The organism is Streptomyces sp. Y309, assembly GCF_056712025.1.
Map to the genome: position 1 here is coordinate 8,993,797 of NZ_CM160048.1, position 23,475 is coordinate 9,017,271.

Here is a 23,475-nt window from a genome sequence, read left to right on the forward strand (position 1 = left end):
ACCGAATGATGCCGTTGTCGAGGCGTTGCGGGCATCCCTCAAGGAGACGGAACACCTGCGCCGCCTCAACGCCGAGCTGTCCGCGGCGTCGCACGAACCGATCGCGATCGTGGGCATGAGCTGCCGCTATCCGGGCGGAGTGCGCTCGCCGGAGGACCTGTGGGATCTGGTCGCCGCCGAGCGGGACGCCATCTCCGGCTTCCCGCGGAACCGTGGCTGGGATCTCGACGGGCTGTACGCGCCGGAGCCGGGCACCCATGGCAAGTCGTACGTGCGTGAGGGCGGCTTCCTGTACGACGCGGACGAATTCGACCCGGCCTTCTTCGAGATCAGCCCGCGCGAGGCGATGGCGATCGAACCGCAGCAGCGCCTCCTGCTGCAGTCCTCGTGGGAGGCGATCGAGCGGGCCGGCATCGACCCGACGACGTTGCACGGCAGCCGCACCGGGGTCTTCGTGGGGATCGCGCGCCAGGAGTACGGGCCGCCGCTGCACGAGTCGCCGGAAGCCCTCGAGGGCTACCTGATGATGGGCACCTCGGTCGCGGTCGCCTCGGGGCGCATCTCCTACGTGTGCGGTTTCGAGGGGCCGTCCGTCACGATCGACACGGCGTGCTCGTCGTCGCTGGTGACGATGCACATGGCAATTCAGGCACTGCGCAACGGCGACTGCTCGCTGGCCCTGGCGGGCGGCGTGACGGTCATGGCGATGCCCGGTGTGTTCATCGAGTTCAGCCGCCAGCGCGGGCTCGCGGCAGACGGGCGGATCAAGGCGTTCGCCGAGGCGGCGGACGGCACGGCCTGGGCAGAGGGCGTGGGCCTGCTGCTGCTGGAACGCCTCTCCGACGCGCGGAGGAACGGCCACCAGGTACTGGCGGTCGTACGCGGCTCGGCCGTCAACCAGGACGGCGCCAGCAACGGCCTCACCGCCCCCAACGGCCCCTCCCAGCAACGCGTCATCCGCCAGGCACTGGCGAACGCGCGGCTGACGGCGGACCAGGTGGACGCCGTCGAGGCCCACGGCACGGGCACCACGCTGGGCGACCCGATCGAAGCGCAGGCACTCCTTGCCACCTACGGCAAGGACCGGCCCGAGGACCGGCCGCTGTGGCTGGGGTCGGTGAAGTCGAACATCGGCCACACGCAGTGCGCGGCGGGCGCGGCGGGCGTCATCAAGACGGTCATGGCCATGCGCCACGGCACCCTGCCGAAGACGCTGCACATGGACGCGCCGACGTCGCATGTGAACTGGTCGGAGGGCGCGGTGGAACTCCTCGCGGAGCAGCGGCCTTGGCCGCAGACCGGCGGTCGGCCGCGGCGGGCCGCGGTGTCGGCGTTCGGCGTGAGCGGTACCAACGCGCACCTGATCCTTGAGCAGGCTCCCGAGCAGGAGACGGCGCCCGACACCGTCGATCACGTGCCGGGCGGTGCCGCCGGGTTGGTGCCGTGGGTCGTGTCGGCGCGGTCGGAGCAGGGCTTGCGGGCCCAGGCGGAGAAGCTGCGCGATTTCGCCGCCGCCGATGCCGGCCTGGACATCGCTGATGTCGGCTGGTCGCTGGTGTCGAGCCGGGCGCGGTTCGAACATCGCGCGGTGGTCCTTGGTCATGACCGGGACGAGTTGCTGAGCGGTCTTGCGTCGTTGAGCGACGGTGCGGAGTCCGCCCGGGTGGTGCGTGGTGTCGCGGGGAGACTCGGTGGTTCCGTCTTCATGTTCCCGGGCCAGGGAGCGCGGTGGGCCGGTGTGGCGCGGCAGCTGTACGACGCCTTCCCCGTCTTCGCGCAGAGCCTCGACGAGGTCTGCGAACGCTTCGACACCCACCTGCCCTACGAGCTGAAGCCCCTGCTCGTCGCCGACGCGCTCGCGGAGGCCCGAGCCCAGCGAACCGACATCGCACAGCCGGCGCTGTTCGCCCTGCAGGTCAGCCTGTACCGGCTCATGACACGGTACTGCCCGCAGCCGGACCACCTGATCGGTCACTCGGTCGGCGAGATCACCGCCGCGCACGTGTCCGGCGCCATCGACCTGGACGGCGCGACCAGGCTCGTGGCCGCTCGCGGACGGGTCATGCAGACGGTCACCGAGCGGGGCGCCATGCTGGCGGTGCGCGCCTCGGAAGACGAGGTGAGCGCCCTGCTCGGCTCGTACGACCGCATCGGCATCGCGGCTGTCAACGGCCCGGATTCGGTGGTGGTCTCGGGCAACCGCGACGAGGTCCTCGAACTCCGGGATCGGCTCGTCGCCGACGGCACGCAGGCGAAACCGCTGAAAGTGGACCACGCTTTCCACTCCCCGCTCATGGACCCGATCCTGGACGAGTTCGCGGGAGCGATCAACGAGCTCCCCGCGGGCGAGACGGCGATCCCGGTCGTCTCGACGAGGCTGGGCCGCGAGGCCACGCTCGGGGAGCTGACGTCCGTCGAACACTGGGTGAACCACGTGCGCGAACCCGTCCGCTTCTTCGACGCGGTGGAGCACACCCGCGCGGCCGGTGCGCACGTCTTCCTCGAAGTGGGCCCCGGATCTGCACTCGCGAGCATCACCAAGGAAGCCTTCGCCAGTGAGGGCGTGGACGACGCGATGGTCCTGTCGTCGTCGCGGCGGGACCGCGGGGCGGTGGAGGCGCTCATCGGCTCGCTGGCCCAACTGCACGTCCGGGGCGGGTCCGTGGACTGGGACGCCCTGTTCGGGGCGCGCCGGCGGGTGGATCTTCCGACGTACGCGTTCGAGCGGCAGCGTTACTGGCTGGACCCCTCGGCCGGGACGGGCGCGGCCGACGTGGCCTCCGCCGGTCTCTCGGCCCCGGAGCACCCCTTGCTCGGTGCCGTGGTGGACCACCCCGGCACCGGCGAGGTGGTGTTCACCGACCGGTGGTCCCTGCACACCCACGACTGGCTTGTCGATCACGCCGTGTTCGGCGCGGTCGTCGTACCGGGAACGGCCTACCTGGACCTGGCGCTCTGGGTGGGCGACTTCGTCGGGTGCGCGGCGGTCGAGGAACTCTCCTTGGAAGTTCCCCTGGTTCTTCCCGGCTCGGGTGACGTGCAGGTGCGGGTCGCCGTCGGCGCGACGGGTGAGACGGGGCGCCGCTCCCTGGACGTGTACTCGCGCTCCGGCGACGACGGCCGGACGGTGGGCGGCTGGACCCGGCACGCGACGGGGAGCCTGTCACCGAGCACACCGGGGTCGGCCGTGCGAACCGATGACGAGAGCTCACTCGCCGTGTGGCCACCGGCCGGGGCGAGGCAGCTCGCCGTCGACGGTTTCTACGACTCCCTCGCGGACACGGGGTTCGACTACGGTCCGGCCTTCCGCGGGCTGCGCGAGGTGTGGCAGCACGGCGCCGACCTCTACGTGCTGGCCACACTGCCGACGACCCACGACGCCTCGGCCGACGGGTTCGCGCTGCATCCGGCGCTGATCGACTCGGTGCTCCACGCAGTGGCGGTCGGCGGTGTCCTCGACCTGAACGGCGGCCAGGGCTGGATGCCCTTCTCATGGTCCGGAGTGGACCTGACCGGGGAGTGCGGCCCGAGCGTGAAGGTCCGGATGACCCCGGCGGGCGAAGGCGTCGTGTCCTTGACGATCGCCGACGAGCACGGCCGCGACATCGCGCACGTCGCGGCGCTGACATTCCGGCCGGCCGGCCCTGAGCAACTGCGCTCGGCACGAGGCGGGCACGAGCGATCGCTGTTCGAACTGCAATGGCGACCGCTCCAGCAGAGCAAACGAGAAACCCACCGCGGGCCGTGGGGCATTCTCGGTGCGAAGAACGACCTGGCCTCTCGGCTCGCTGAGGCAGGCGGCGGGAACATCCTGTCCTACGCGTCCCTGGACGACGCCCTCCTGGGGGAGGCACCCCGGCACATCGTCCTCTGCCTGGACGACTTCGTCACCGCCGGCCCCGACCTGCTCGCCGAGGTCGCCGGCGCGGACACGCGCGTCCTCGACCTGGTCCAGCGGTTCCTCTCAGAGGAGCGGCTCTCCGCATCCACGCTGGTGGTGCTCACCCGCCGGGCCCTCGACACCAGTGGTGGGGAGAGCGTCGAAAGCCTCCCCGGCGCGTCCGTGTGGGGCCTGATCCGGTCCGCCCAGACAGAGCACCCCGGCAGGTTCCGGCTGGTGGACGTCGACGACGAGGAGGCGTCCTGGGCCTGCTTCCCTGACGTACTCACCCTCGGTGAAGACCAGCTGGCGCTGCGCGGCGGCGCGTACCTCGTGCCGCGGATGGTGCCGGCCGCACCCGCGGACCACCAGATCGAGCCACCCCCGGCCGGCGCCCACCGGCTGGGCATCCCGGTCAAGGGGACACTGGAGAATCTGACCTGGGTTCCGTGCCCCGAGGTGCAGGCACCCCTGACAAGCGGGCAGGTCCGCGTCGCCGTGCAGGCCGCGGGGCTCAACTTCCGGGACGTCACGATCGCCCTGGGACTGGTGGACAGGACCGCCTTCGGCGCCGGGCTCGGCAGCGAGGGCGCCGGAACGGTGCTGGAGGTGGCGGACGACGTCACTGGTCTTTCGCCGGGTGACCGGGTGATGGGCGCGTTCTCCGGCGCCTTCGGGCGCGTGGCCGTGACGGATCAGCGCCTGCTCATGCCCATCCCCGACGGGTGGAGCCACGCCGAGGCGGCGTCCGTGCCGAGCGCCTTCCTCACCGCCTACCACGCGCTGTTCCATGTGGTGAAGCTCGAAAAGGGACAGCGGATTCTCATCCACGCCGCGGCAGGCGGCGTCGGGATGGCCGCCGTTCAGCTGGCGAAGCACGTCGGTGCCGAGATATACGCGACCGCGAGCCCGGCCAAGTGGCCCACCCTGCGCGGCCTCGGACTGGACGACGAGCACCTGGCGTCGTCGCGGGACCTGGAGTTCGACGACAAGTTCCTCGACTCGTCCGACGGCCGGGGTGTGGATGTCGTTCTGAACTCCCTCGCGCACGGGTTCGTCGACGCCTCACTGAGGCTGCTCCCCAACGGCGGGCACTTCATCGAGATGGGGAAGACCGACATCCGCGCCCCCCAGCAGGTGGCGGCCGATCACCCCGGCGTCGACTACCGGGCCTTCGACCTCTACGAGGAAGGCCTGGACGCGACCCACGAGATGTTCCGGGCCGTCATGGAACTGTTCGCCGACGAGCGGGTGCACCTGAACCCCGTCTCCGTCCGGAACATCCGCGACGCGCGCAAGGCGTTCCGCGAGATGAGCCAGGGCCGCCACGTCGGCAAGCTGGTCCTTGAGGTGGGCGACGGCTTCGGCGGTGGGACCGTGCTGGTCACCGGCGGGACCGGGGGAGTGGGTTCGCTGGTGGCACGGCACCTCGTCGCCGAGCACGGTGTACGGAGTCTGGTGCTGGCGAGCCGTCGGGGAACGGCGGCCGACGGGGCGTCCGAGCTGGTCGCGGACCTGGAGGGGGCAGGCGCGACGGTCGCAGTCGTGGCATGTGATGTCGCGGACCGGGCCGCCGTGGCGGACCTGCTCGCGGACCTGCCGCGGGAGTACCCGCTGACGGCGGTCGTGCACGCGGCGGGTGCGCTGGCGGACGGCACCGTCGAGTCGCTGACCGCGGAGAGCCTCGAACACGTACTGCGGGCCAAGGTCGGCGGTGCGGTCAACCTGCACGAGCTGACCAGGGAACACACCCTGTCGGCGTTCGTCCAGTTCTCCGCCCTCGCGGGCACGCTCGGCAGCGCGGGACAGGCGAACTACGCTGCGGCGAACACGTTCCTGGACGGTTTGGCGGCGCAGCGCAGGGCGTCCGGCCTGGTCGGCACGTCACTGTGCTGGGGCTGGTGGGAGCAGCGCAGCGGCATGACCGCGGACCTCGACCAAGTCGCCCTCACCCGGTCCCGGCGCCTCGGCGTCGCCGCGATGCCGACACCCGAAGCGCTGGCCCTGTTCGACTCGGCGTGCGCGATCGACAAGCCCGTGCTCATCCCGGCCCGGATGGACCTCTCCGCGCTGCGGAACAAGACCGACGACGAACTGCCGCTCCTCCTGCGCGACCTCGTCGACGGCAGCCGTCCACTCCGTAACCGGACGAGCACGACCAGGGACAGCAGCCTCCTCAGCCTGTCCACCCTGCCGGAGGACGAGGCGGAGGCAGCCGTCCTCACGTGGGTCCGCGAGCAGGCCGCCATCGTGCTCGGACACCCCTCCAGCGCGGGCGTCGACGCGGACCAGGCGTTCAGCCACCTCGGATTCGACTCGCTGACCGCGGTCGAACTCTGCAACCGCCTGGGTTCCTCGACGGGACTGCGCCTGCCGTCCACGCTCGTCTTCAGCTACCCGACACCACGCGAGCTGGGCCGGCACATTTGCGGTCTGCTGCGTCCGGTGCCGGACACGAGCTCGGCCGAGGACACGCAGATCCGAGACGTACTGCGGACCGTCTCGATCGACAGCCTGCGGAGCGCGGGCATCTTGGAACAGGTCCTGGCGTGCGCCGACCCGTCTCCAACGGGCGCCCACGGACCCGTGCCGGACGCGGGCACGGGTGCGGCCGAACTGGCGGGCATGGACTTGGAAGCACTGGTCGACCTGGCTCTGGACGAGAGGGACAAGTGACATGACCAACCCGCCGGATCGCACAGCGGAGGGCGCGGACCGGGTCCAGCGGGCGCTCCGCACGCTGCTGGAGGAGCGCGACCGCCTCCGGCAGGAGAACGACGCCCTGAGAGCCGGCCGCGGCGAGCCGATCGCCGTGGTGGCCATGGCGTGCCGCTACCCGGGAGGTGTGTCCTCGCCCGAGGAGCTGTGGGACGTGATCCGCAGCGGCCGGGACGTCGTGGACGAACTCCCGCAGGACCGCGGGTGGCGGGATGTGTACGACCCGGATCCCGACACCGTCGGCGGCTCGTACACGCGTCACGGAGGCTTCCTGACGGACGTGGCCGGTTTCGACACGGATTTCTTCGGCATCAGTCCGCGTGAGGCGCTGGCGCTGGACCCGCAGCAGCGGCTGCTCCTCGAGACGTCGTGGGAGGTCTTCGAGCGGGCGGGCATCGTCCCCGCCAGCGTGCGCGGGGCCGACGTCGGTGTCTTCACCGGGGTGAGCTCGCCCGAGTACGGGGCGCGTTTCCTGGAGGTGAGCGCGCACGAGCTGGAGGGCTATCTGCTGTACGGCAGCACGCTGAGCATCGCCTCCGGCCGGGTGGCGTACGGGATGGGGCTCACCGGGCCTGCGGTGTCGGTGGACACGGCGTGTTCGTCGTCGCTGGTGGCCCTGCACCTGGCGGCGCAGTCACTGCGTTCGGGCGAGTGCTCGCTCGCGCTGGCCGGCGGGGTCTCGGTGATGTCGACACCCGCGATCCTCGTGGAGTTCTCCCGGCAGCGCGCGCTGTCGGCCGATGGCCGTTGCAAGGCATTCGCAGACGGAGCCGACGGGACCGGCTGGGCCGAGGGGGTCGGTGTGCTGCTCCTTGAGCGGTTGTCCGATGCCCGCAGCAACGGCCACCCGGTGCTGGCTGTCCTGCGTGGTTCCGCGGTGAACCAGGACGGCGCTTCCAATGGCCTGACCGCCCCCAACGGCCGCGCTCAGGAGAAGGTGATTCGCAGGGCGCTGGCGAACGCGGGAGTTGCGGCCCGCGAGGTGGACGTGGTCGAAGCCCACGGCACCGGAACCGCGCTGGGGGATCCCATCGAGGCTGGTGCGCTCCTTGCGACCTATGGCCAGGACCGGCCGGAGGACCGGCCGCTGTGGCTGGGGTCTGTGAAGTCGAACATGGGCCACGCCCAGGCGGCTTCCGGGGTTGCTGGGGTGATCAAGATGGTGATGGCGATGCGTCACGGCCTGCTGCCGAAGACGCTGCATGTGGATGAGCCGTCCTCGCATGTGGACTGGGCGTCGGGTGCGGTGGAGTTGTTGTCGGAGGCGCGGTCTTGGCCGGAGACGGGGCGTCCGCGTCGTGCTGGGGTGTCGTCGTTCGGTATCAGTGGGACCAATGTGCATGTGGTGTTGGAGCAGGCTCTGGGGGGTGTGGGGGTATCGGGTGAGGTTGTGCCGGAGCCGGTGGTTGAGCCGGAGTCGGTGGTGGGGGCGGTGCCGTGGTTGGTGTCGGGTAAGAGTGTGGGGGCGTTGGCGGCGCAGGCGGGGCGGCTGGGGGATTTTGTGGCTGCGGATGCTGAGGTGTCGGTGGCTGATGTGGGGTTGTCGCTGGCGGTGTCGCGGTCGGCGTTTGATCATCGGGCGGTGGTGATCGGCCGCGAACCGGCCGATTACCGGGGCGCGTTGGCGGCGCTGGCTGGTGGGGAGCTGTCGCCGGGTGTGGTTACTGGTGCGGTGGCCGCTGAGTCCGGCAAGACCGTGTTCGTCTTTCCCGGCCAGGGGGCGCAGTGGGTGGGGATGGCGGTGGAGTTGGTGGACTCCTCGCCGGTGTTCGCGGCTCGGTTGGCGGAGTGCGCGAAGGCGGTCGAGGCGCATGTGGACTGGCGGGTGCTCGATGTGTTGCGGGAGGTGGAGGGGGCGCCGTCGCTGGAGCGGATCGAGGTCGTGCAGCCGGTGCTGTTCGTCGTGATGGTGTCGTTGGCGGCGTTGTGGCAGGCGTGTGGGGTGATGCCGGCGGCGGTGGTGGGGCATTCGCAGGGGGAGATCGCTGCCGCGTGCGTGTCGGGGGCGTTGTCGTTGGAGGACGCGGCGCGGGTTGTTGTTCTGCGGTCGCAGTTGTTTGCGGACGAGTTGGTGGGTCGGGGTGCGGTGGCGTCGATGGCGTTGTCGCGGGCGGAGGTTGAAGCGCGACTGGAGTCGTATGGGGACCGGTTGTCGGTTGCGGGTATCAATGGACCTCGGGCGGTGACGGTCGCGGGTGAGGCCGGCGCTTTGCAGGAACTGGTCGCGGGTTTGGAGGCGGAAGGCGTGCGGGCCCGGGTAGTGCCGGCGACCGTGGCTTCGCACTGTGTCCAGGTGGATCGGTTGCGCGAGCGGATTCTCGATCTGCTCGGTTTTGTCGAGCCCCGGGCGGGGTCGGTGCCGTTGTATTCCACGGTCACCGGGGAGGTGTTGGACGGGTCGGAGCTGAATGCCGGGTACTGGTTTGAGAATTGCCGTCGTCCGGTGGCTTTCGAGCCGGTGGTGCGGTCGTTGCTCGGTGACGGGTTCCGGGTCTTCGTGGAGTCCAGTGCTCACCCCGTGCTGACGCTGGGGCTGGTGGATACCGCTGAGGATGCCGGGACCGAGGTTGTGGCGGTGGGCTCACTTCGCCGGGGTGAGGGGGGCCTGGAACGGTTTTACGCCTCCCTTGGTGAGGCGTGGGCGCAGGGTGTGGACGTCGACTGGCCGGTGGTGTTCGAGGGCCGGGGAGCACGCGTCGTCGACCTGCCGACCTACGCCTTCCAACACCAGCGGTACTGGCTGAACGCCCCCTCGCACGCAGCGGTGACGGCGGAGATGCCCTCGACGGAGCCGCCCGCAGGCGGTGATCACCTCGTCCCTCTGTCGGACAAGCTCGCCACGCTCCCCAACGGTGACGCGGAGGCACTCGTGCTGGACCACGTCCTGGAGAAGGTCGCCGTCGTGCTCGGGCGCCTTCCCGCCGAGACCGTCGACCCCGACCAGAAATTCGGCGACATCGGATTCGACTCGATGCTGTCGGTGGAGCTGAGTAAACGCCTGTCCGCGACGACCGGACTCAAGCTGAGGGCGAATGTGGTGCTGCGGTACCCGACACCGAAACTGATCAGCAAGCACATCATGTCCTCGATGACCAACCTCGATCCGCGGTAATCCCCGGTGTTCCGGGGCCCTTCCGCCTCGCAGTACGTCCCGCCGGCGGGACACCGCAAGGTTGACCGCGGCCTGTCCCGCCCCGGCACCCGATTGTCTTGACCGGCTGATCCGTCTTCGTGAAGGTGGAGGCGACCTGCGAATTCCTCCGCTGCCCGGGCCTATTCGTTAAGGGGTTGATCGGTTTGCGTTCATTCGATGCGTCGGCTGCGCACAAAGGGATGTGGCTGGCGCAGAAAATGACTCCCGATGCGCTGAACCACGCGATGATCATGTGGGATGTGGACGGTGAGCTGGACCCGGCGGCCATGGAATCCGCGTTCCGGCACGTGCTCGGCGAGGCGGAGGTGCTGCGCGTCAACTTCGTCGACGACGGCAGCGGGCTGCGGCTGGTGCCTCGGGAACTGGGGGACTGGCGACCGTTCTCGCTGGATTTCAGCGCCGCGGCCGATCCCGAGCAGGCGGCGCGCGAAGCGCTGGCCGACATGGTGCGGCGGCCGTTCGACCTGGAACGGGATCTGCTGTTCCGGCTGGGCGTGGTCAAACTCGCGGCGACCCGCTCCCTCGTGGTGATCGCGTACCACCACCTCATATCGGACGGGTACGGGGCAGCCGGCCTGCTGTCGCGGCGCCTCGCCGAGGTGTACACGGCGTTCGTGCGGGGTGCCGAGGTACCGGAGCTGCCGCACCCGTGGGACGCCGAGTCGTTCGCAGCCCTGGCAGCGGACTATCAGGCCTCCCCGACATCCGCCGATGACACGGAGTTCTGGCGCGACTACCTGAAGGACGCGCCCGCGCCCGCACAGGTTCCGCGTGTAGCCCTGTCCGAGTCGATGGAATCCGCGCTCTCCGAACCGATGAGCAGCGCCGACCGTTGGTCGGAGGTGGCCGGCTCCATCGGCATGGTGAGCCGGACGCTGACCGTCCCGCGCGCCGAGGCGGACACGTGGACCGAGGCCGCGAAGTCCATGGGCATGTGGATGTCGTCGATGCTGACCGCGGCCGCCGCGGTGTTCGTCCGGCACCGCTGCGATCGTCCGGAGTTCCTCCTCTCGCTGGCCGTGGGCAACCGGGTCGGGGCGGCGAGCAGGACACCCGGTCTGGCGGTGAACGTGGTGCCGGTGCGGGTGGCGGTACCGCTCGGCGCGACCCTCACCGAAATCGCCGACTCGGTGAGCGACGAGACGTATGACATCTTCGACCACGCCGCCTGCCACTACTCCGAGATCCAGCGCGCGAGCGGAGCCGTCCTGAGCGGCCGCGGCAGTTTCGGCGCCGTCATGAACGTCACCGAGTTCGCGGAACAACTCCACTTCGCCGACAACCCGGCGCGCTACCTCTGCGCGACGACCGGGACCTTCGATGAACTGTCGATCGCCGTCGGCACCGACGGGAGCCCCGAGAGCGACCTGTGCTTCCGGCTCGATGCCCCCGCGGGCATGTACTCCAGCGCGGAGCTGCGCTTCATCGGCGCGGAGTTGATCGCCTACATCCGTGCCGTGACGGCCGCCGATCCGCAGCTGCCGGTCGGCGCGCTGGATGTGGTGAGCGGTGCCGATCGGGATCGGGTGCTGACGGCACCGAACGGCACGGACGTGCCGCTGCCGGGGCTGACTGTTCCGGAGCTGTTCGCCCGCCAGGTGGAGCGGGCTCCCGATGCCGTTGCCGTGGTGTCCGGGGACTCGGCGGTCTCGTACCGGGAACTGGACGAGCGGTCGAGCCGCCTGGCCGAGGCGCTGCGACGCCGGCGCGTCGGACCCGAGGCGGTCGTGGCGGTGGCGATGCCTCGATCGGTGGACCTGGCCGTCGCCCTGCTGGGGGTGGTGAAAACGGGTGCGGCCTACGTGCCGATCGACCCCACGTCCCCGGTGGTACAGATCAAGTCGGTGGTCAGTGATTCCTCGTCGCGCGTACTGCTCACCGACGCGACGACAGTCGAAGGTTTCTCTGCCGACGTCGATGTACCGACGGTCCTGTTCGACGACCTCCGCTCGGACACCGCCGCTGCCGCTGCCGACGACGGTGACGGTGACGGTGCGCGGGAGATTCCGGTCCCGCCGCACCGGGACAACCTGCTGGCCGTGATGTACGGCAACGAATCCACCGGTGCGGCCACAGGAGTCGCCGTCACGCACCGGAACATGGAGCGGTTCGTCCTGGATCGCCACTGGCGAGAAGGCGGCCCCGGCACCGTGTTGTGGCACGCGCCGCACACCTCCGACGCGCTCGCCCTCGAACTGTGGGTGCCGCTGCTGAACGGCGGCCGGGTGGTCGTGGCTCCTCCGGGGGAACTGGACATCGACGCGCTGCCCGAGTTGCGAGCAGCGCATCAGATCTCCACGGTGTGGCTGCCCGCGGCTCTGTTCTCGGCGATCGCGGCGGAACGCCCCGAGTGCGTTGCCGGATTGCGCCAGGTGGGGACCAGCGGAGACCGCGTGTCCGCGGCCGCGGTGCGACGGGTGCGGGAGGCGTGCCCCGGACTGACGATCGTCAACGGCCACGGCCCGGCGGAAACGACCGTGTTCGCCACTTGCCACCTCCTGGCCGCGGACGAACCGGCGCACCACGCGGGCGCGGTCGGCCGCCCCATGGACAACACCGCCCTCTATGCGTTGGGGCCGGGGCTGGCGCCGGTCCCCGTGGGCGTGACCGGAGAGCTGTACGTGGCCGGGCCCGGCGTGGCGCGCGGGTACCTGGGGCGGTCCGGGCAGACCGCGGAGCGGTTCGTACCCTGTCCGTTCGGTCCGGTCGGAGGGCTCATGTACCGCACCGGAGACCGGGTGCGGTGGCGGGCCGACGGCCGGCTCGAGTACGTGGGCCGGGCCGACTCCCAGGCGGAGATACGTGGTGTCCGGGTCGAAGCGGCCGAGGTCGAAGAGGTGCTGTCCGAGCACCCCGGCCTTGCGCAGTCGGTCGTGGTCGTCGGCAAGGACGACTCCGGGCAGCAGCGACTGGTGGCCCACGTGGTCCCGGTGGGCGGCCCCGAACTCGGGGACGGCCTTTCGGTCGAGGAACTGCGCCGGTTCGTCGCGGGGCGGTTGCCGGAGTTCATGGTGCCGTCGGTGTTCGTGACTCTGGAACGCCTGCCGATGACGGCCGGCGGAAGGGTGGCCCGGGCGTCGTTGCCGGAGCCGACGTTCGATCACGGGCGGTACCGGGCACCGCGCAACCGCATCGAGCGCGTTCTGGCCGAGGCGTTCGCCGAGGCGCTCGAAGTGAACCGGGTGGGTATCGACGACGACTTCTTCGACCTCGGTGGCAACTCGCTGCGGGCGATCAGTCTGGTCGGCCTGATCCGGGCGGAGCTGAACCAGGAGGTGTCCATCCGCACGCTGTTCGCGGTACGCACCGTCGCCGGTCTGTCGGACACGTGGAAGGACCTCGCCCAGTCCAGCAGGCCGGCTCTGGGCAGGAGGACGAAGGACGGCGAAGTCCTCTGAGCGGGGCCGAGGCGGATGCGGAGGACTTTGTGGTGGAGGTGAGTTCATGACGTCACCGACGCATGGAAATGGGGGAGAGAACGAGGTGGGGCACACCGGTACGGACACGGACGTGGTGATCGCGGGCGCCGGGCCGACGGGCCTGATGCTCGCCTGCGAGCTGCGACTGGCGGGCGTCGACGTGGTGGTGGTCGACCGGCTCGCGGAGCGGACGGGCGAGTCGAGAGCCGGCGGGATGCACTCCCGCACCCTGGAGGTGCTTGACCAGCGCGGAGTCCTGGACCGCTTCCTGGCGGTCGGCGAACTGCAGGGAGTGGGCCACTTCTCCGGTCTCCGGCTGGAATTCGACGAGTCCGAGTCCCGCCACCCCTACCCGCTGATGATTCTGCAGTCCGCCATCGAGCGCCTGCTGGAGGAGTGGGCCGCCGAGCTCGGCGTGCGGGTGCGCTGGTCATCAGAGGTGAGCGGAATCCGCCAGGACCAGTCGGGCGTCGCGGTCGAGCTGCGTACGGCGCAGGCGGCACCGGCGACGCTGCGTGCCCGCTACCTCGTGGGCTGCGACGGCGGGCGCAGCACGGTGCGCAAACTGGCGGGCATCGACTTCCCCGGCACTCCGGCGACGATGACCTCGCTGATCGGCGACGTCGAACTCCCCGATCTGCCCGAGGACTACATCTGGGGTCGGCGCTGTCCGGGCGGCGACTATTCGGTGATCGCCTTCGAGCCGGGCTGGTACCGAGTGATCACCACCGAGCACGGCCGCGTCGCGGACCGCGACGAACCCACGACGTTCGAGCAGCTCCGGGAGTCGCTGGTCAGGATCGCGGGCACCGACTACGGCATGAACAGCCCGCGATGGGTCTCCCGGTTCAGCGACGCCGCACGGCAGGCCGCCCGCTACCGGAAGGGCCGCGTGCTGCTCGCGGGCGACGCGGCACACATCCACTTCCCGGCCGGCGGGCAAGGGCTGAACATGGGCGTGCAGGACGCGGTCAACCTCGGCTGGAAGCTCGCCTCGGTGGTGCGCGGGCAGGCTCCGGTGAGCCTGCTGAACAGCTACCACGCCGAGCGCCATCCCGTCGGGGAGCGCGTTCTGCACAACACCCGGGCGCAGGCGGCCCTGGCCCGTCCCGGCGCCCACTCGGACGCGCTGCGCGACGTGTTCTCCTCGCTCATCGTGTTCGACGACGTCAATCAGTATCTGCGCGGCATGCTCACGGCACTGGACATCCGCTACCCGGCCGACGGCGACCACCTGCTGGCGGGCCGCCGGGTCCCCGACGCCGACCTCAAGGCGCCCGACGGCGCCGGCCGCGTCTACGAGCTGCTGCACGCCGCCCGCCCCGTACTGCTCGATCTGCACGGCAGCGCCGAAGTGGCGGCGGCCGCCGAGGGCTGGGCCGATCGCGTCGACCTCGTCGAGGCGCGGAGCGAGGACGACCACTGGCCCGTCCCGGCCGTCGGTGAGATCCCCGCTCCCGCCGCGCTTCTCATCCGCCCCGACGGCCATGTCGCCTGGGCAGCCGCCGCCGGCAGCGCGCCCGACACCTCCGCGCTCCGGACCGCCCTCGCCACCTGGTTCGGCCCGGCCCTACGGAGGTGAGGCACCGCCCGCAATGACCGGTGCACGCCGGGGAGGCCCTACGCCCCTTCGGTCTGCGAGCATCGCCTTTCGCCGATCGCGCTGATCACTGCCTGCCTCCAGCATGCGGAAAGGGACTGGTGGGATGAGGAGTCCGCTGGAAGAGCGGTGGATACGCCACTTCCGTGATGACGACATGTGCGGCACGAAACTCGTCTGCTTCCCCCATGCCGGCGGCTGGGCGAGTGCCTACCGCACCTGGCCTCTGGGACTGCCTTCGGACACCGGCGTGCTCGCCGTCCGGTACCCGGGCCGAGAGGACCGGTACGCCGATCCGTTCCCGTCAGGGCTGGAGGTCCTCGCGGACGACATAGCCGACGCGCTTGGCGAGCTGACGCGACACCAGTTGGTGCTGTTCGGCCACAGCATGGGGGCTTCGGTGGCGCATGAGGTGGCGCTGCGCCTCCAGGAGCGGGGGTGTCCGCCGGCCGCCTTGTGCGTGTCCGGCAGACGTCCGCCGCATGCGCTGGACGGTATGCGGAAGTTCTTCGGCACGGACGAGAAGATCATCACGGAAATCCTGCGCTTCGATGAGAGCCGTGCCCCGGTCTTCGCCGACCCCGACCTACGGGAGCTCGTGCTCCCCGCGGTTCGCGCGGACTACCGGTTGGTGGACGCCTATCGCGGTGGCCGCCGCCCTCCGCTCGACTGCCCCGTGTACGGCTATACCGGTCACGACGATCCCGAAGTGACCCCGGAGCAGATGCGCGGCTGGGAGGACCTGACGCACGATGCCTTCCGGCTCCGGGTGCTGCCCGGTGGGCACTTCTACCTCGTGGCCGAGGAGGCCGCGCTGCTGGCGGACCTGAGTGACGTACTGGGCCGTATCAAGCACCGTAAGGAGGCCGCCTCTTGACGCGCGCGCGGCAGGCACAGCGCAAGGCATCCGATGGGGAGGCCGACCGCTCGTGCGGGCGAAGTAGGGGTGAATTGTTCCAGAGGCAATTCCGAATTGATGGCATGTGCTTCGCGGCAGGACAAAGGCTGGATTCCACTCAACCCTCGAAGGAGTGGCCGCTCGTTTGCGCTGTCGGCTGTGGTACGTGGACGACACGGCCATGAGGCCTTGGCCTCCGAGGATGCGGAGCGCGTGTGTCCGTGTCGCGGACATCCTAGGGTGCCGCAGGTCCTGCGCGTGTGATCAAATTCCGCCAATCAGTGTACTAGATCGCTAAGTTAGAGAAGCGCTCTGACTCTGCAAAGTCGTGCTCGATGGCGCCAAGTTCCTTGAACCGGCGCCGATGCCGCGGTCTACTCGGGAGTGCGGTAGTTGGTCATCGCAGCCATCATGGGAGACCGCGTAATGCCCGGTTCATTCAGGCCGGAAGTGCTCATCTGTGAGTGGTGGCCGCCGCATTCGGCGTGTGTTCGGAAAACGGGGTGAACGCTTTCCGTGTTCGATGGGGAGCCACCCCGAATCCGCTTGGTCGATACGCGCATTGAAACGGAGGCGTGATGACACGGCAGGTTGAGGACTGCGAAGACTCCAGAGCGACCTTGTTCGGCAGAACTGCGGAAGCCAGGGAAAGGGCCGGAGGGGCCGGCGGGGCGGAGTCCGGGTGCGATCAGGTACGCACCACAAAGGTGGGGCTGCACATACCCATAGGACTGCCCTTCGAGGAGTGGGAACGTGCCGGACGCCGGCTCTCCGAGCTGGTCAACTCGTCTTGCTGGTGGCTCGGGGACTGGCTCGTCTACGGCAAGGATCACTTCGCCGACCGCTATCAGCTCGGCATCCAGGCAGCTGGGCTCCGGTACCAGACGATGCGCAACTACGCCTGGGTCTCCCGGCAGTTCGAGGTGTATCGGCGGCGGCACGTACTCAGCTTCCAGCACCATGCCGAGCTGGCGTCGTTATGCGTCGATGAGCAGGAGACCTGGCTCAATCGTGCCGAGCGGATGAGGTGGACCACCAAGCAACTTCGTACGGCCATCCGGGTCCAGCGCGAGGGCGCCACGCAGCCGACGGACGCCGTGGAGACGACACGTCGGCTCACCGTGCCCGACAACCGGCTTCAGCGGTGGCACAAGGCGGCGGCCCGAACCGGCGCCGAGTTGGAGGATTGGGTGATGGCCACGCTCGACGCCGCCGCCGGCCAGATGCTGAAGGAGACGGCCCGGCCGCTCCCCCACGAATGACTGGTGGACCGGCACGGCATCGCCCGCGCAGGCAGTCGCCGTACGCGACAAGCTGACGGACCCCGACGAGTTCGCCACCCCCGTCCCCTTCCCGACCGTCGCCCGCAGCTCGCCCCACTTCGCCCCGCAGCGCTACTGGCGCGGCCCGGTCTGGCTCGACCAGGCGTATTTCGCCCAGGCGGGACTACGGCGGTACGGCTACGCGCCGCAGGCCAGGGCGCTGACGGGCCGACTCCTGGCCACGGCGCGCCGCCTGTCGGCCCGGAGCCCGGTGGGCCGCCTCAGTCGGGTCGCGCCAGTTCGAGCGCCCGGCCTCGATCACGGGCTTCGAGGGCGTCGACCAGTGCGGTGAGGTGCTCGAACCGGTCCTGGAGCTGCTCGACGGCGGCGGGCTCGGTGAGGGGCAGGAGCGTCGCGTACAGCGAGCGCAGCAGCGTGTTGGGGCTGACGGACGCGAGGCGCGTCCAGAGCCGGTGGTCGGCGGCGGCGAAGGCGGCCGGGTCGGATGTCCGCGCCGCCTTCGCCAGGTCCGCCAACTCCCGCCGCAGCGCGGCGACATCGGCCGGAGCGGCGTGCCAGAGGGCGTCCTCGACCAGGAGCGGGCCCAGGGCGTCGCGGATCCGCCGGGCCTCCTCCGCGCGCGTGCCGTCCGGCTGCTGAGTGTCCAGCGCGAGAACGGAGTTGCCCAGCCGGCGCATGGGTGACTGTTCGGCGGCGAAGAGGCCGCCTCCCGGGCCGGGGCGCACCTTGACGAGGCCGCGGGACTGGAGCAGCCGCAAGGTCTCGTTGAACGTGCCGACGGACACTCCGCAGGTGGCGCGGAGTTCCTCCTTCGTGCCCAGGCGTTGTCCCGGTTCCGCGTCCGCGACCAGGGCCGCGATGCGCTCGGCGGCGACCTCGGCGCGGGAGGCGGCGCCGCGTTCCCACTCGCCGCGCCGCAGCGCGGGCGGCTCGACGCCCCCTCGGGTGTCGTCTGCGGCTCCCACAGGGTCTCCCCATCCTCAAGGCTATTGATTATGGCCAATAGCATCGCACCCCTTGACGCTCTTGGGAACCCCCGTGCATGATCACCGTAATCATCATGATGGATTGGAGGACGCCATGATGGCTGAGCAGGACTTCCGGGACCTGATGGCCGGGGTCTGCGCCCCGGTGACCGTCGTGACCGCCACCGAGGACGAGGTGCCGCACGGGGCGACCGTCAGCGCGTTCGCGTCGCTGTCCTTGCGCCCGCCGATGGTGTCGCTGGCCCTGGACCGCGGCTCGGGGCTGCTTGCCCGCATCCTGGCGACCGGGCGGTTCGGGGTGAACGTGCTCGGCGCGGACCAGGAAGCGCTGGCGCTGCGCTTCGCCCGCCGGTCGGCCGACCGCTTCGCCGAGGTCCGGTGGGAGTACGACCACGGGCTGCCGCGACTGCCGGACGCGCCCGGCTGGCTCGTGTGCGAGCTGGCCTCGGTGGTCGAGGGCGGTGACCACCTCCTGCTCCTCGGGACGGTCGTCCACGCCCGTACGGCCACGGCGGCGCCGCTGGTCTACGGCCACCGGACCTTCGGCACGCACTCCGCGTTCGCTCCGGTCGCGTAACTCCCCTCATCCCACAACGTGTTCAAGGCTATGGAGACAGACATGACCATCACCGACATTGCCGCCCCGACCACCGCCGAGCTGGTGGCGCGGGCCACCGCGCTGCACCCGCTGCTGCGTGAGCACGCCGCCAGGATCGACGCGGAGCGCAGGGTGACCGACGAGGTGATCGACGCGCTGACGGACGCGGGCCTCTTCAAGCTGACCGTGGCGCGGCGCTTCGGTGGATTCGAGGCCGACATGCGCACCCTGGTGGACGTGCCGGCCGCGCTCGCGGAGGGCGACGGCTCCACGGGATGGGTCGTGGCCGTGGTCAACACCTGCAACCTGCTGGCCGGCCTGTTCCCCCTCGAAGCCCAGGAGGAAGTCTTCGGTGCCGACCCCGACGCGCGGGTCACCGGCGTCTTCACCCCTGCCACCGCCACCAACCGCAAGGTCGAGGGCGGCTGGCGGATGTCCGGCCGTTGGTACTACAACTCCGGTTCCTGGCACTCCACTTGGGCCGTCCTCGGCATACCGCTGACCGACGAGAGCGGTGCCGTGGTCGACCAGGCGATGGTCCTTGTGCCGCGTACGGACCTGGAGATGCAGGACGTCTGGTACGTCGCCGGTATGCGTGGCACCGGCAGCAACTGCCTGATCGCCGAGGACGTCTTCGTGCCCGGGCACCGCGTCATCTCCGTGCCGTGTGCGATCGACGGCGAGCTGCCCGCGGTGCACGGGTCGACGGGCCTGTTCCGCGCGCCCCTCGCACCGCTCCTCGCCCTGGGCCTCGCCGGGCCCCAAGTGGGCATGGGGCGCGCCGCGTTGAAGCTGGTCACCGAGAAGGCCCTGACCAAGCCGATCTCGTACACCTACTACGAGACGCAGGCCGACTCGGTCGCCGTACAGCTCCAGCTGGCCGAGGCCGCGCTGCGGATCGACACCGCGCAGCTGCATCTGCACCGGGCCGCCGCGGACATCGACGAGGCCGCCGCCCGCGGCGGCGACCTCGACGTGCTGACCCGCCTCCGGATCCGGGCGGACAGCGGGCACGCCATCAAGAACGTCCTCGATGCCATCAACACCCTGCTCGACGTGCACGGCGGCGGTTCGTTCGCCGACGCGAATCCGCTGCAGCGGATCTGGCGGGACGCGAGCACCGCCGGACGGCACGCGGTCGCCACACCCGCGGTGGGCATGGAGATGTACGGCAAGGCGCTCCTCGGCGTCGAGGAGCGGATCACGCCCTTCGTGTGAGACGCCCGGCCCGGAGCGGCGGCGACACCGCTCCGGGCCTCAAACGCTCCGGGCCTCAGGGACTCCACGCGTGCGCGTACCCCTCCCGCAAGGGCCCGCCGACCAGCGCCAGCACGTCCTCGACAGCGTCCGCCAACGGAGCGGCGTCCGCCTGCTCGGCCACGGCCAGATGGCCGTCCAGCAGGGCCTTTCCCCGCACCGGGTCCGCCTGCAGCAGCCTGCGCGGCAGCCACTTGCCGATGCCTGTCCAGGCGTTGTGGTGGGCGGTGAGCAGGTGGGCGGCCTTGCCCAAGGTGTGGTCGGCGAGGGCCAGTTGCTCGTGGCGGTCGGCCGGGGGCGTGTCGACCAGGTCGTCCATGAAGCAGGTGAGGACGTAGCGGCCGTGCTCGCGTTCCGCCGCGGTGAGCGGGGGAGGCCCGGACGCGAGCACCTCCTGGGCCAATCGCCGCGTACGCGCCACATGGCCGTGCGGGTCGGTGAGGGGGAGGCCCTGGTCGTACAGGAAGAGGACGGTGCCGCGGCGGCGGGTTCTGTCCCATGCGAAGAACTCCGGTATGTCCGCCAGGGTGTTGAGGAACAGCTCGGCGAGGCGGCCGTCGTGGCGGACCACCTCCCGCCGGCTGGTGTCGGAGTCCGGCAGGAGGACGGCCACGTCCAGATCGCTGGTCGCGGTGGCGTGCCCGTGGGCGGCGGAGCCTCCGAGCACGGCGCCCAGAGCGTGCGGGAAGCGTGCCCGGACCAGCCGCAAGGCCTCGGCCTGAGCCGTCTCATGATCATTCATGGACGTTCATCGTGCCAGGAACAGCGCCTCCGCGTCGGCGATCGCGCGGGCCAGGGCGTCGGGACGCGGCCGCAACTCCGCCATCACGTCATCGACACCGCGCAGCCCCGCCCGCCGCAGGAGCCGCTTCTCGTTGGTGACCCATTCGCCGCGGGCGGCCAGTACGGCGTGCGCGGTCTGCAGGGCGGCGGTGGCGATGGCGCCCGCGGCCTCGGTGGCCTGACCGCGTGGTACGTACGAGGACTTGGCGTACTGCAGCGTCATGGCTGCGCGGCCCCGCCACTCGGGCGGAGCGGTCTCGCGCAGGGCCTTCGGGTACTCGGGCCGGGGCAGGCTGCCGCGCAGCACCTGGTTGACGGCGAGTTCGCCCACGACCAGGTAGCTGGGGATGCCGGCGAGGTGGAACATCAACGGCTCCCAGTGGAAGCGGCCTTGCCGCGCTTCGGCGAGTTCGTGTTCGACCACGTCGAGATCGCGATAGTGCACGTCGACGCTGCGGCCGTCGATGGTGAACCAGCCGCCACCGTTGAAGACCCCACCACCCCAGCCGCCGACCTCGGAGGCTTCCCCGTCCCAGCCGAGCGCACGGAGGTCGTCCGGGTCGAACTTCCCCCGGTAGTAGAGGGCCAAGTCCCAGTCGCTGTCGGGGGTATGGGTGCCCTGGGCGCGTGAGCCGCCGAGGGTGACGGCGCACACGGAGGGAAGGGCGGCGAGCCGGTCGGCGATGTGGTCGAGGAACAGGTCGTCGGTCATGGAGAGGTCCGATCGTGCGAAGCGGATGATGAGCCGCCGCTGCTGTTGCAGGCGGGGTGCGGGCTGCTGCTGCGGGCACACCTGCTGAACGCCGGAGCGCGGGCTCGGACGGCGTCGGGTGGGCGGGTGCGCCTGGATCATCACTTCATGGGGGCGACCATATCGTCTCTGTTCGAGGCCGGTCGGGCGGGGTGGCGGCTGTCGGCGTCACGAGGTCTGGATCGCGTGGCCACTCGCGTCGTGGCGCACGTCGTGGCGGACCCACACATTGGGCTCGACGTAGAGCTTGGTCATGTGCGGTGCTGCAGTGCACCGGCACGAGCGCCCCGGGCACATCGACGTCGCCGTCGCGGTCGAAGGGGAGGCCCGTCCACTGACGCCACTGCGTGAGGGACCCGCTGATCGTCATCGAAGCGGGCGCGACCTTCTCGATGGTCCCGCCGGCCCGGACGTGCACGCGCAGCCACGGATCGATCGGCAGTCCGTCGTCGCGGCGCCGCTGGATGTAGTCGTCCACGGGCAGGCGGGGGTATCGATGTTTCGCGGTGGGGCGGACCGGTGCGAACAACGAGTCGTGCCCCTGCCGGAAGGCGGCCGCGCGCAGCGCGGACAGCAGGCGCCGGGAGAGGCCGAGCCCGAGGCAGCCGACGTCGACGGTGATGTCGAGGGCGCAGGCCGCGGTCGTCGTACGGCGGTGGTGACGATCGGAGTACGCCCACACCAGCACGCCGTCCCAACCTTGATCGGGCAACTCCGCACGGCCGGGCGACGCGGCGTCGAAGGGCACACTCTGGCCACGGGCCACCACGCGCCCGCCATCGGTCGCCACGACGCAGTAGTGCGGGAATTCCTCGCGGACGCGGCTGAACAAGGACCTGCCGACCGGGTCATGCGCCATGAAGGCCGGCCAGTCCTCGTTGATCTCATAGAGGCGCGCGATGAGCTCTGGACGCTCCGCACACGACGTGATGGTGATCCCGCCGACGTCCACCACGAGGGCTCTCCTCCCCAGGCTCGGCTCCCACCCTCCACTCTCAAGCCTTACCTGCTCAGTGTGCCCGACTGGCGCAGAACGGCTGCCGGAACCGGCAGTTCAGTGCTGGTAGCTGCTGTACGTCGTGTATCCCGTGAGGTCGCCCTGGTACCAGGTGTCCGGGTCGGCGGTCTGGAGTGGCAATCCTGTGCGGAAGCGTTCGACGAGGTCGGGGTTGGCGACGTAGGCGCGGCCGTAGCTGATGAGGTCGGCGCCCTGGGTGAGCCAGTGTTCGCCGAGGGGCTGGTCGGTCTCCTTCGGGCCGATCTGGCCGCCGGGGTTGATGATGAAGGCGCCCGGCCAGGCCTTGCGGAGTGCGATGAGGGTGTCCTCCTCGGTGGTGACCAGCAGGTGGAGGTAGGCGAGGCCGAGGGGCGCCAGGGCCTCGATGAGGGCGGTGTAGTGCTCGGGGACGTCGTCCTCGGCGATGTCCCAGACGTGGCCGCCGGGGGAGAGGCGCAGGCCGACGCGGTCGGCCCCGATGGCGTCGGCGGCCGCCTCGGCGGCCTCGACGGTGAAGCGGATGCGGCCGGTGACCGATCCGCCGTACGCGTCGGTGCGCCGGTTGGTGTTGGAGGAGAGGAACTGCTGGATGAGGTAGCCGTTGGCGCCGTGGAGCTCGACGCCGTCGAATCCGGCGTCGACGGCGCGCCGGGCCGCGTCGGCGAAGACCTGTACCTCGCCCCTGACTTCGGCGGTGGAGAGGGCCCGGGGAACCGGGGCGGGCCGGCGCCCGCGGGGGCCGGTGAACAGCGGGGCGTCGAGGGCGATCGCGGAGGGCGCGACGGGATGGTGACCGGCGACGTCGGGGTGGCCGACGCGGCCCCCGTGCATGAGCTGGGCGAAGATGCGGCCGCCGTTGGTGTGGACGGCGGCGGTCACCGGCCGCCACGCGGCGACCTGCTCGTCGGTGTGCAGGCCGGGGGTGTTGGGGTTGGACTGGCCGGTGAGGCTGGGCTGTACGCCTTCGCTGACGATGAGTCCGGCGGTGGCGCGCTGCGCGTAGTACGTACCCGCGCTCGCGCCGGGGATGCCGTCGGCGGACGCGCGGGCCCGCGTCATGGGGGCCATGACGATGCGGTTGGGGAGCGTCAGATTCCCGAGCTGGAAGCTGTCGAACAGGCTGGTCACAGTGGTGTCCTTCGCGTTGTGCC

Annotated in this window: 12 protein-coding genes and 2 pseudogenes; 9 read left to right on the plus strand and 5 right to left on the minus strand. The window is 70.5% G+C overall.

Annotated features, from left to right (window positions below):
* Positions 1–25: 25 nt before the first annotated feature.
* The 7 genes and pseudogenes from AC0KTA_RS37775 to AC0KTA_RS37805 form a co-directional block, all read left to right on the plus strand.
* Positions 26–6,556 carry a type I polyketide synthase gene (locus AC0KTA_RS37775; RefSeq protein ID WP_481056698.1) on the plus strand — a complete coding sequence of 2,177 codons (6,531 nt, stop codon included), beginning with the start codon at positions 26–28 and terminating at the stop codon, positions 6,554–6,556.
* Between the two features lies 1 nt (position 6,557).
* Entirely contained in the window at positions 6,558–9,710 is a 3,153-nt protein-coding gene (locus AC0KTA_RS37780) for a type I polyketide synthase (protein WP_481052707.1), read from the plus strand.
* Positions 9,711–9,835: 125 nt separating this feature from the next.
* Positions 9,836–13,150: a non-ribosomal peptide synthetase gene (locus AC0KTA_RS37785; RefSeq protein ID WP_481052708.1), complete on the plus strand. Its 3,315-nt coding sequence runs from the start codon at positions 9,836–9,838 to the stop codon at positions 13,148–13,150.
* A 46-nt stretch (positions 13,151–13,196) separates the two neighbouring features.
* On the plus strand, positions 13,197–14,753 hold the full coding sequence (locus AC0KTA_RS37790) for an FAD-dependent monooxygenase (RefSeq protein WP_481052709.1): 1,557 nt from the start codon (positions 13,197–13,199) through the stop codon (positions 14,751–14,753).
* Positions 14,754–14,877: 124 nt separating this feature from the next.
* Positions 14,878–15,648 (plus strand): thioesterase II family protein, encoded by a 771-nt coding sequence (locus AC0KTA_RS37795; RefSeq protein ID WP_481052710.1) that lies wholly within the window; start codon positions 14,878–14,880, stop codon positions 15,646–15,648.
* A gap of 728 nt (positions 15,649–16,376) precedes the next feature.
* On the plus strand, positions 16,377–16,931 hold the full coding sequence (locus AC0KTA_RS37800) for an LmbU family transcriptional regulator (protein ID WP_481052711.1): 555 nt from the start codon (positions 16,377–16,379) through the stop codon (positions 16,929–16,931).
* 13 nt (positions 16,932–16,944) lie between these two features.
* A pseudogene (locus AC0KTA_RS37805) lies at positions 16,945–17,283 on the plus strand (MGH1-like glycoside hydrolase domain-containing protein); the annotation flags it as partial.
* Here AC0KTA_RS37805 and AC0KTA_RS37810 read toward each other — a convergent pair.
* Positions 17,213–17,917 (minus strand): FadR/GntR family transcriptional regulator, encoded by a 705-nt coding sequence (locus AC0KTA_RS37810; protein ID WP_481052712.1) that lies wholly within the window; start codon positions 17,915–17,917, stop codon positions 17,213–17,215. The pseudogene AC0KTA_RS37805 and the gene AC0KTA_RS37810 overlap by 71 nt on opposite strands.
* A 115-nt stretch (positions 17,918–18,032) precedes the next feature.
* Here AC0KTA_RS37810 and AC0KTA_RS37815 point away from each other — a divergent pair, with 115 nt between their 5' ends.
* Positions 18,033–18,515 (plus strand): flavin reductase family protein, encoded by a 483-nt coding sequence (locus AC0KTA_RS37815; protein ID WP_481052713.1) that lies wholly within the window; start codon positions 18,033–18,035, stop codon positions 18,513–18,515.
* A 42-nt stretch (positions 18,516–18,557) separates the two neighbouring features.
* Entirely contained in the window at positions 18,558–19,754 is a 1,197-nt protein-coding gene (locus AC0KTA_RS37820; RefSeq protein ID WP_481052714.1) for an acyl-CoA dehydrogenase family protein, read from the plus strand.
* Positions 19,755–19,809: 55 nt separating this feature from the next.
* Here AC0KTA_RS37820 and AC0KTA_RS37825 read toward each other — a convergent pair whose 3' ends face one another.
* The 4 genes and pseudogenes from AC0KTA_RS37825 to AC0KTA_RS37840 form a co-directional block, all read right to left on the minus strand.
* Positions 19,810–20,535: a nucleotidyltransferase domain-containing protein gene (locus tag AC0KTA_RS37825; protein ID WP_481052715.1), complete on the minus strand. Its 726-nt coding sequence runs from the start codon at positions 20,533–20,535 to the stop codon at positions 19,810–19,812.
* Positions 20,536–20,541: 6 nt separating this feature from the next.
* Complete coding sequence (locus tag AC0KTA_RS37830) at positions 20,542–21,288, minus strand: nucleotidyltransferase domain-containing protein (RefSeq protein ID WP_481056699.1); 747 nt, start codon at positions 21,286–21,288, stop codon at positions 20,542–20,544.
* A 207-nt stretch (positions 21,289–21,495) separates the two neighbouring features.
* Positions 21,496–22,282, minus strand: a pseudogene (locus AC0KTA_RS37835) (N-acetyltransferase).
* 99 nt (positions 22,283–22,381) lie between these two features.
* Complete coding sequence (locus AC0KTA_RS37840) at positions 22,382–23,452, minus strand: alkene reductase (protein WP_481052716.1); 1,071 nt, start codon at positions 23,450–23,452, stop codon at positions 22,382–22,384.
* Positions 23,453–23,475 lie beyond the last annotated feature (23 nt).

What these genes read in the sequence shown, in the direction of transcription:
- AC0KTA_RS37795 (WP_481052710.1), top strand. Translation starts at nt 14,878, where the DNA reads ATGAGGAGTCCGCTGGAAGAGCGGTGGATACGCCACTTCCGTGATGAC.
- AC0KTA_RS37830 (WP_481056699.1), bottom strand. Translation starts at nt 21,288, where the DNA reads ATGACCGACGACCTGTTCCTCGACCACATCGCCGACCGGCTCGCCGCC.
- AC0KTA_RS37820 (WP_481052714.1), top strand. Translation starts at nt 18,558, where the DNA reads ATGACCATCACCGACATTGCCGCCCCGACCACCGCCGAGCTGGTGGCG.
- AC0KTA_RS37815 (WP_481052713.1), top strand. Translation starts at nt 18,033, where the DNA reads ATGATGGCTGAGCAGGACTTCCGGGACCTGATGGCCGGGGTCTGCGCC.
- AC0KTA_RS37780 (WP_481052707.1), top strand. Translation starts at nt 6,558, where the DNA reads ATGACCAACCCGCCGGATCGCACAGCGGAGGGCGCGGACCGGGTCCAG.
- AC0KTA_RS37790 (WP_481052709.1), top strand. Translation starts at nt 13,197, where the DNA reads ATGACGTCACCGACGCATGGAAATGGGGGAGAGAACGAGGTGGGGCAC.
- AC0KTA_RS37825 (WP_481052715.1), bottom strand. Translation starts at nt 20,535, where the DNA reads ATGAATGATCATGAGACGGCTCAGGCCGAGGCCTTGCGGCTGGTCCGG.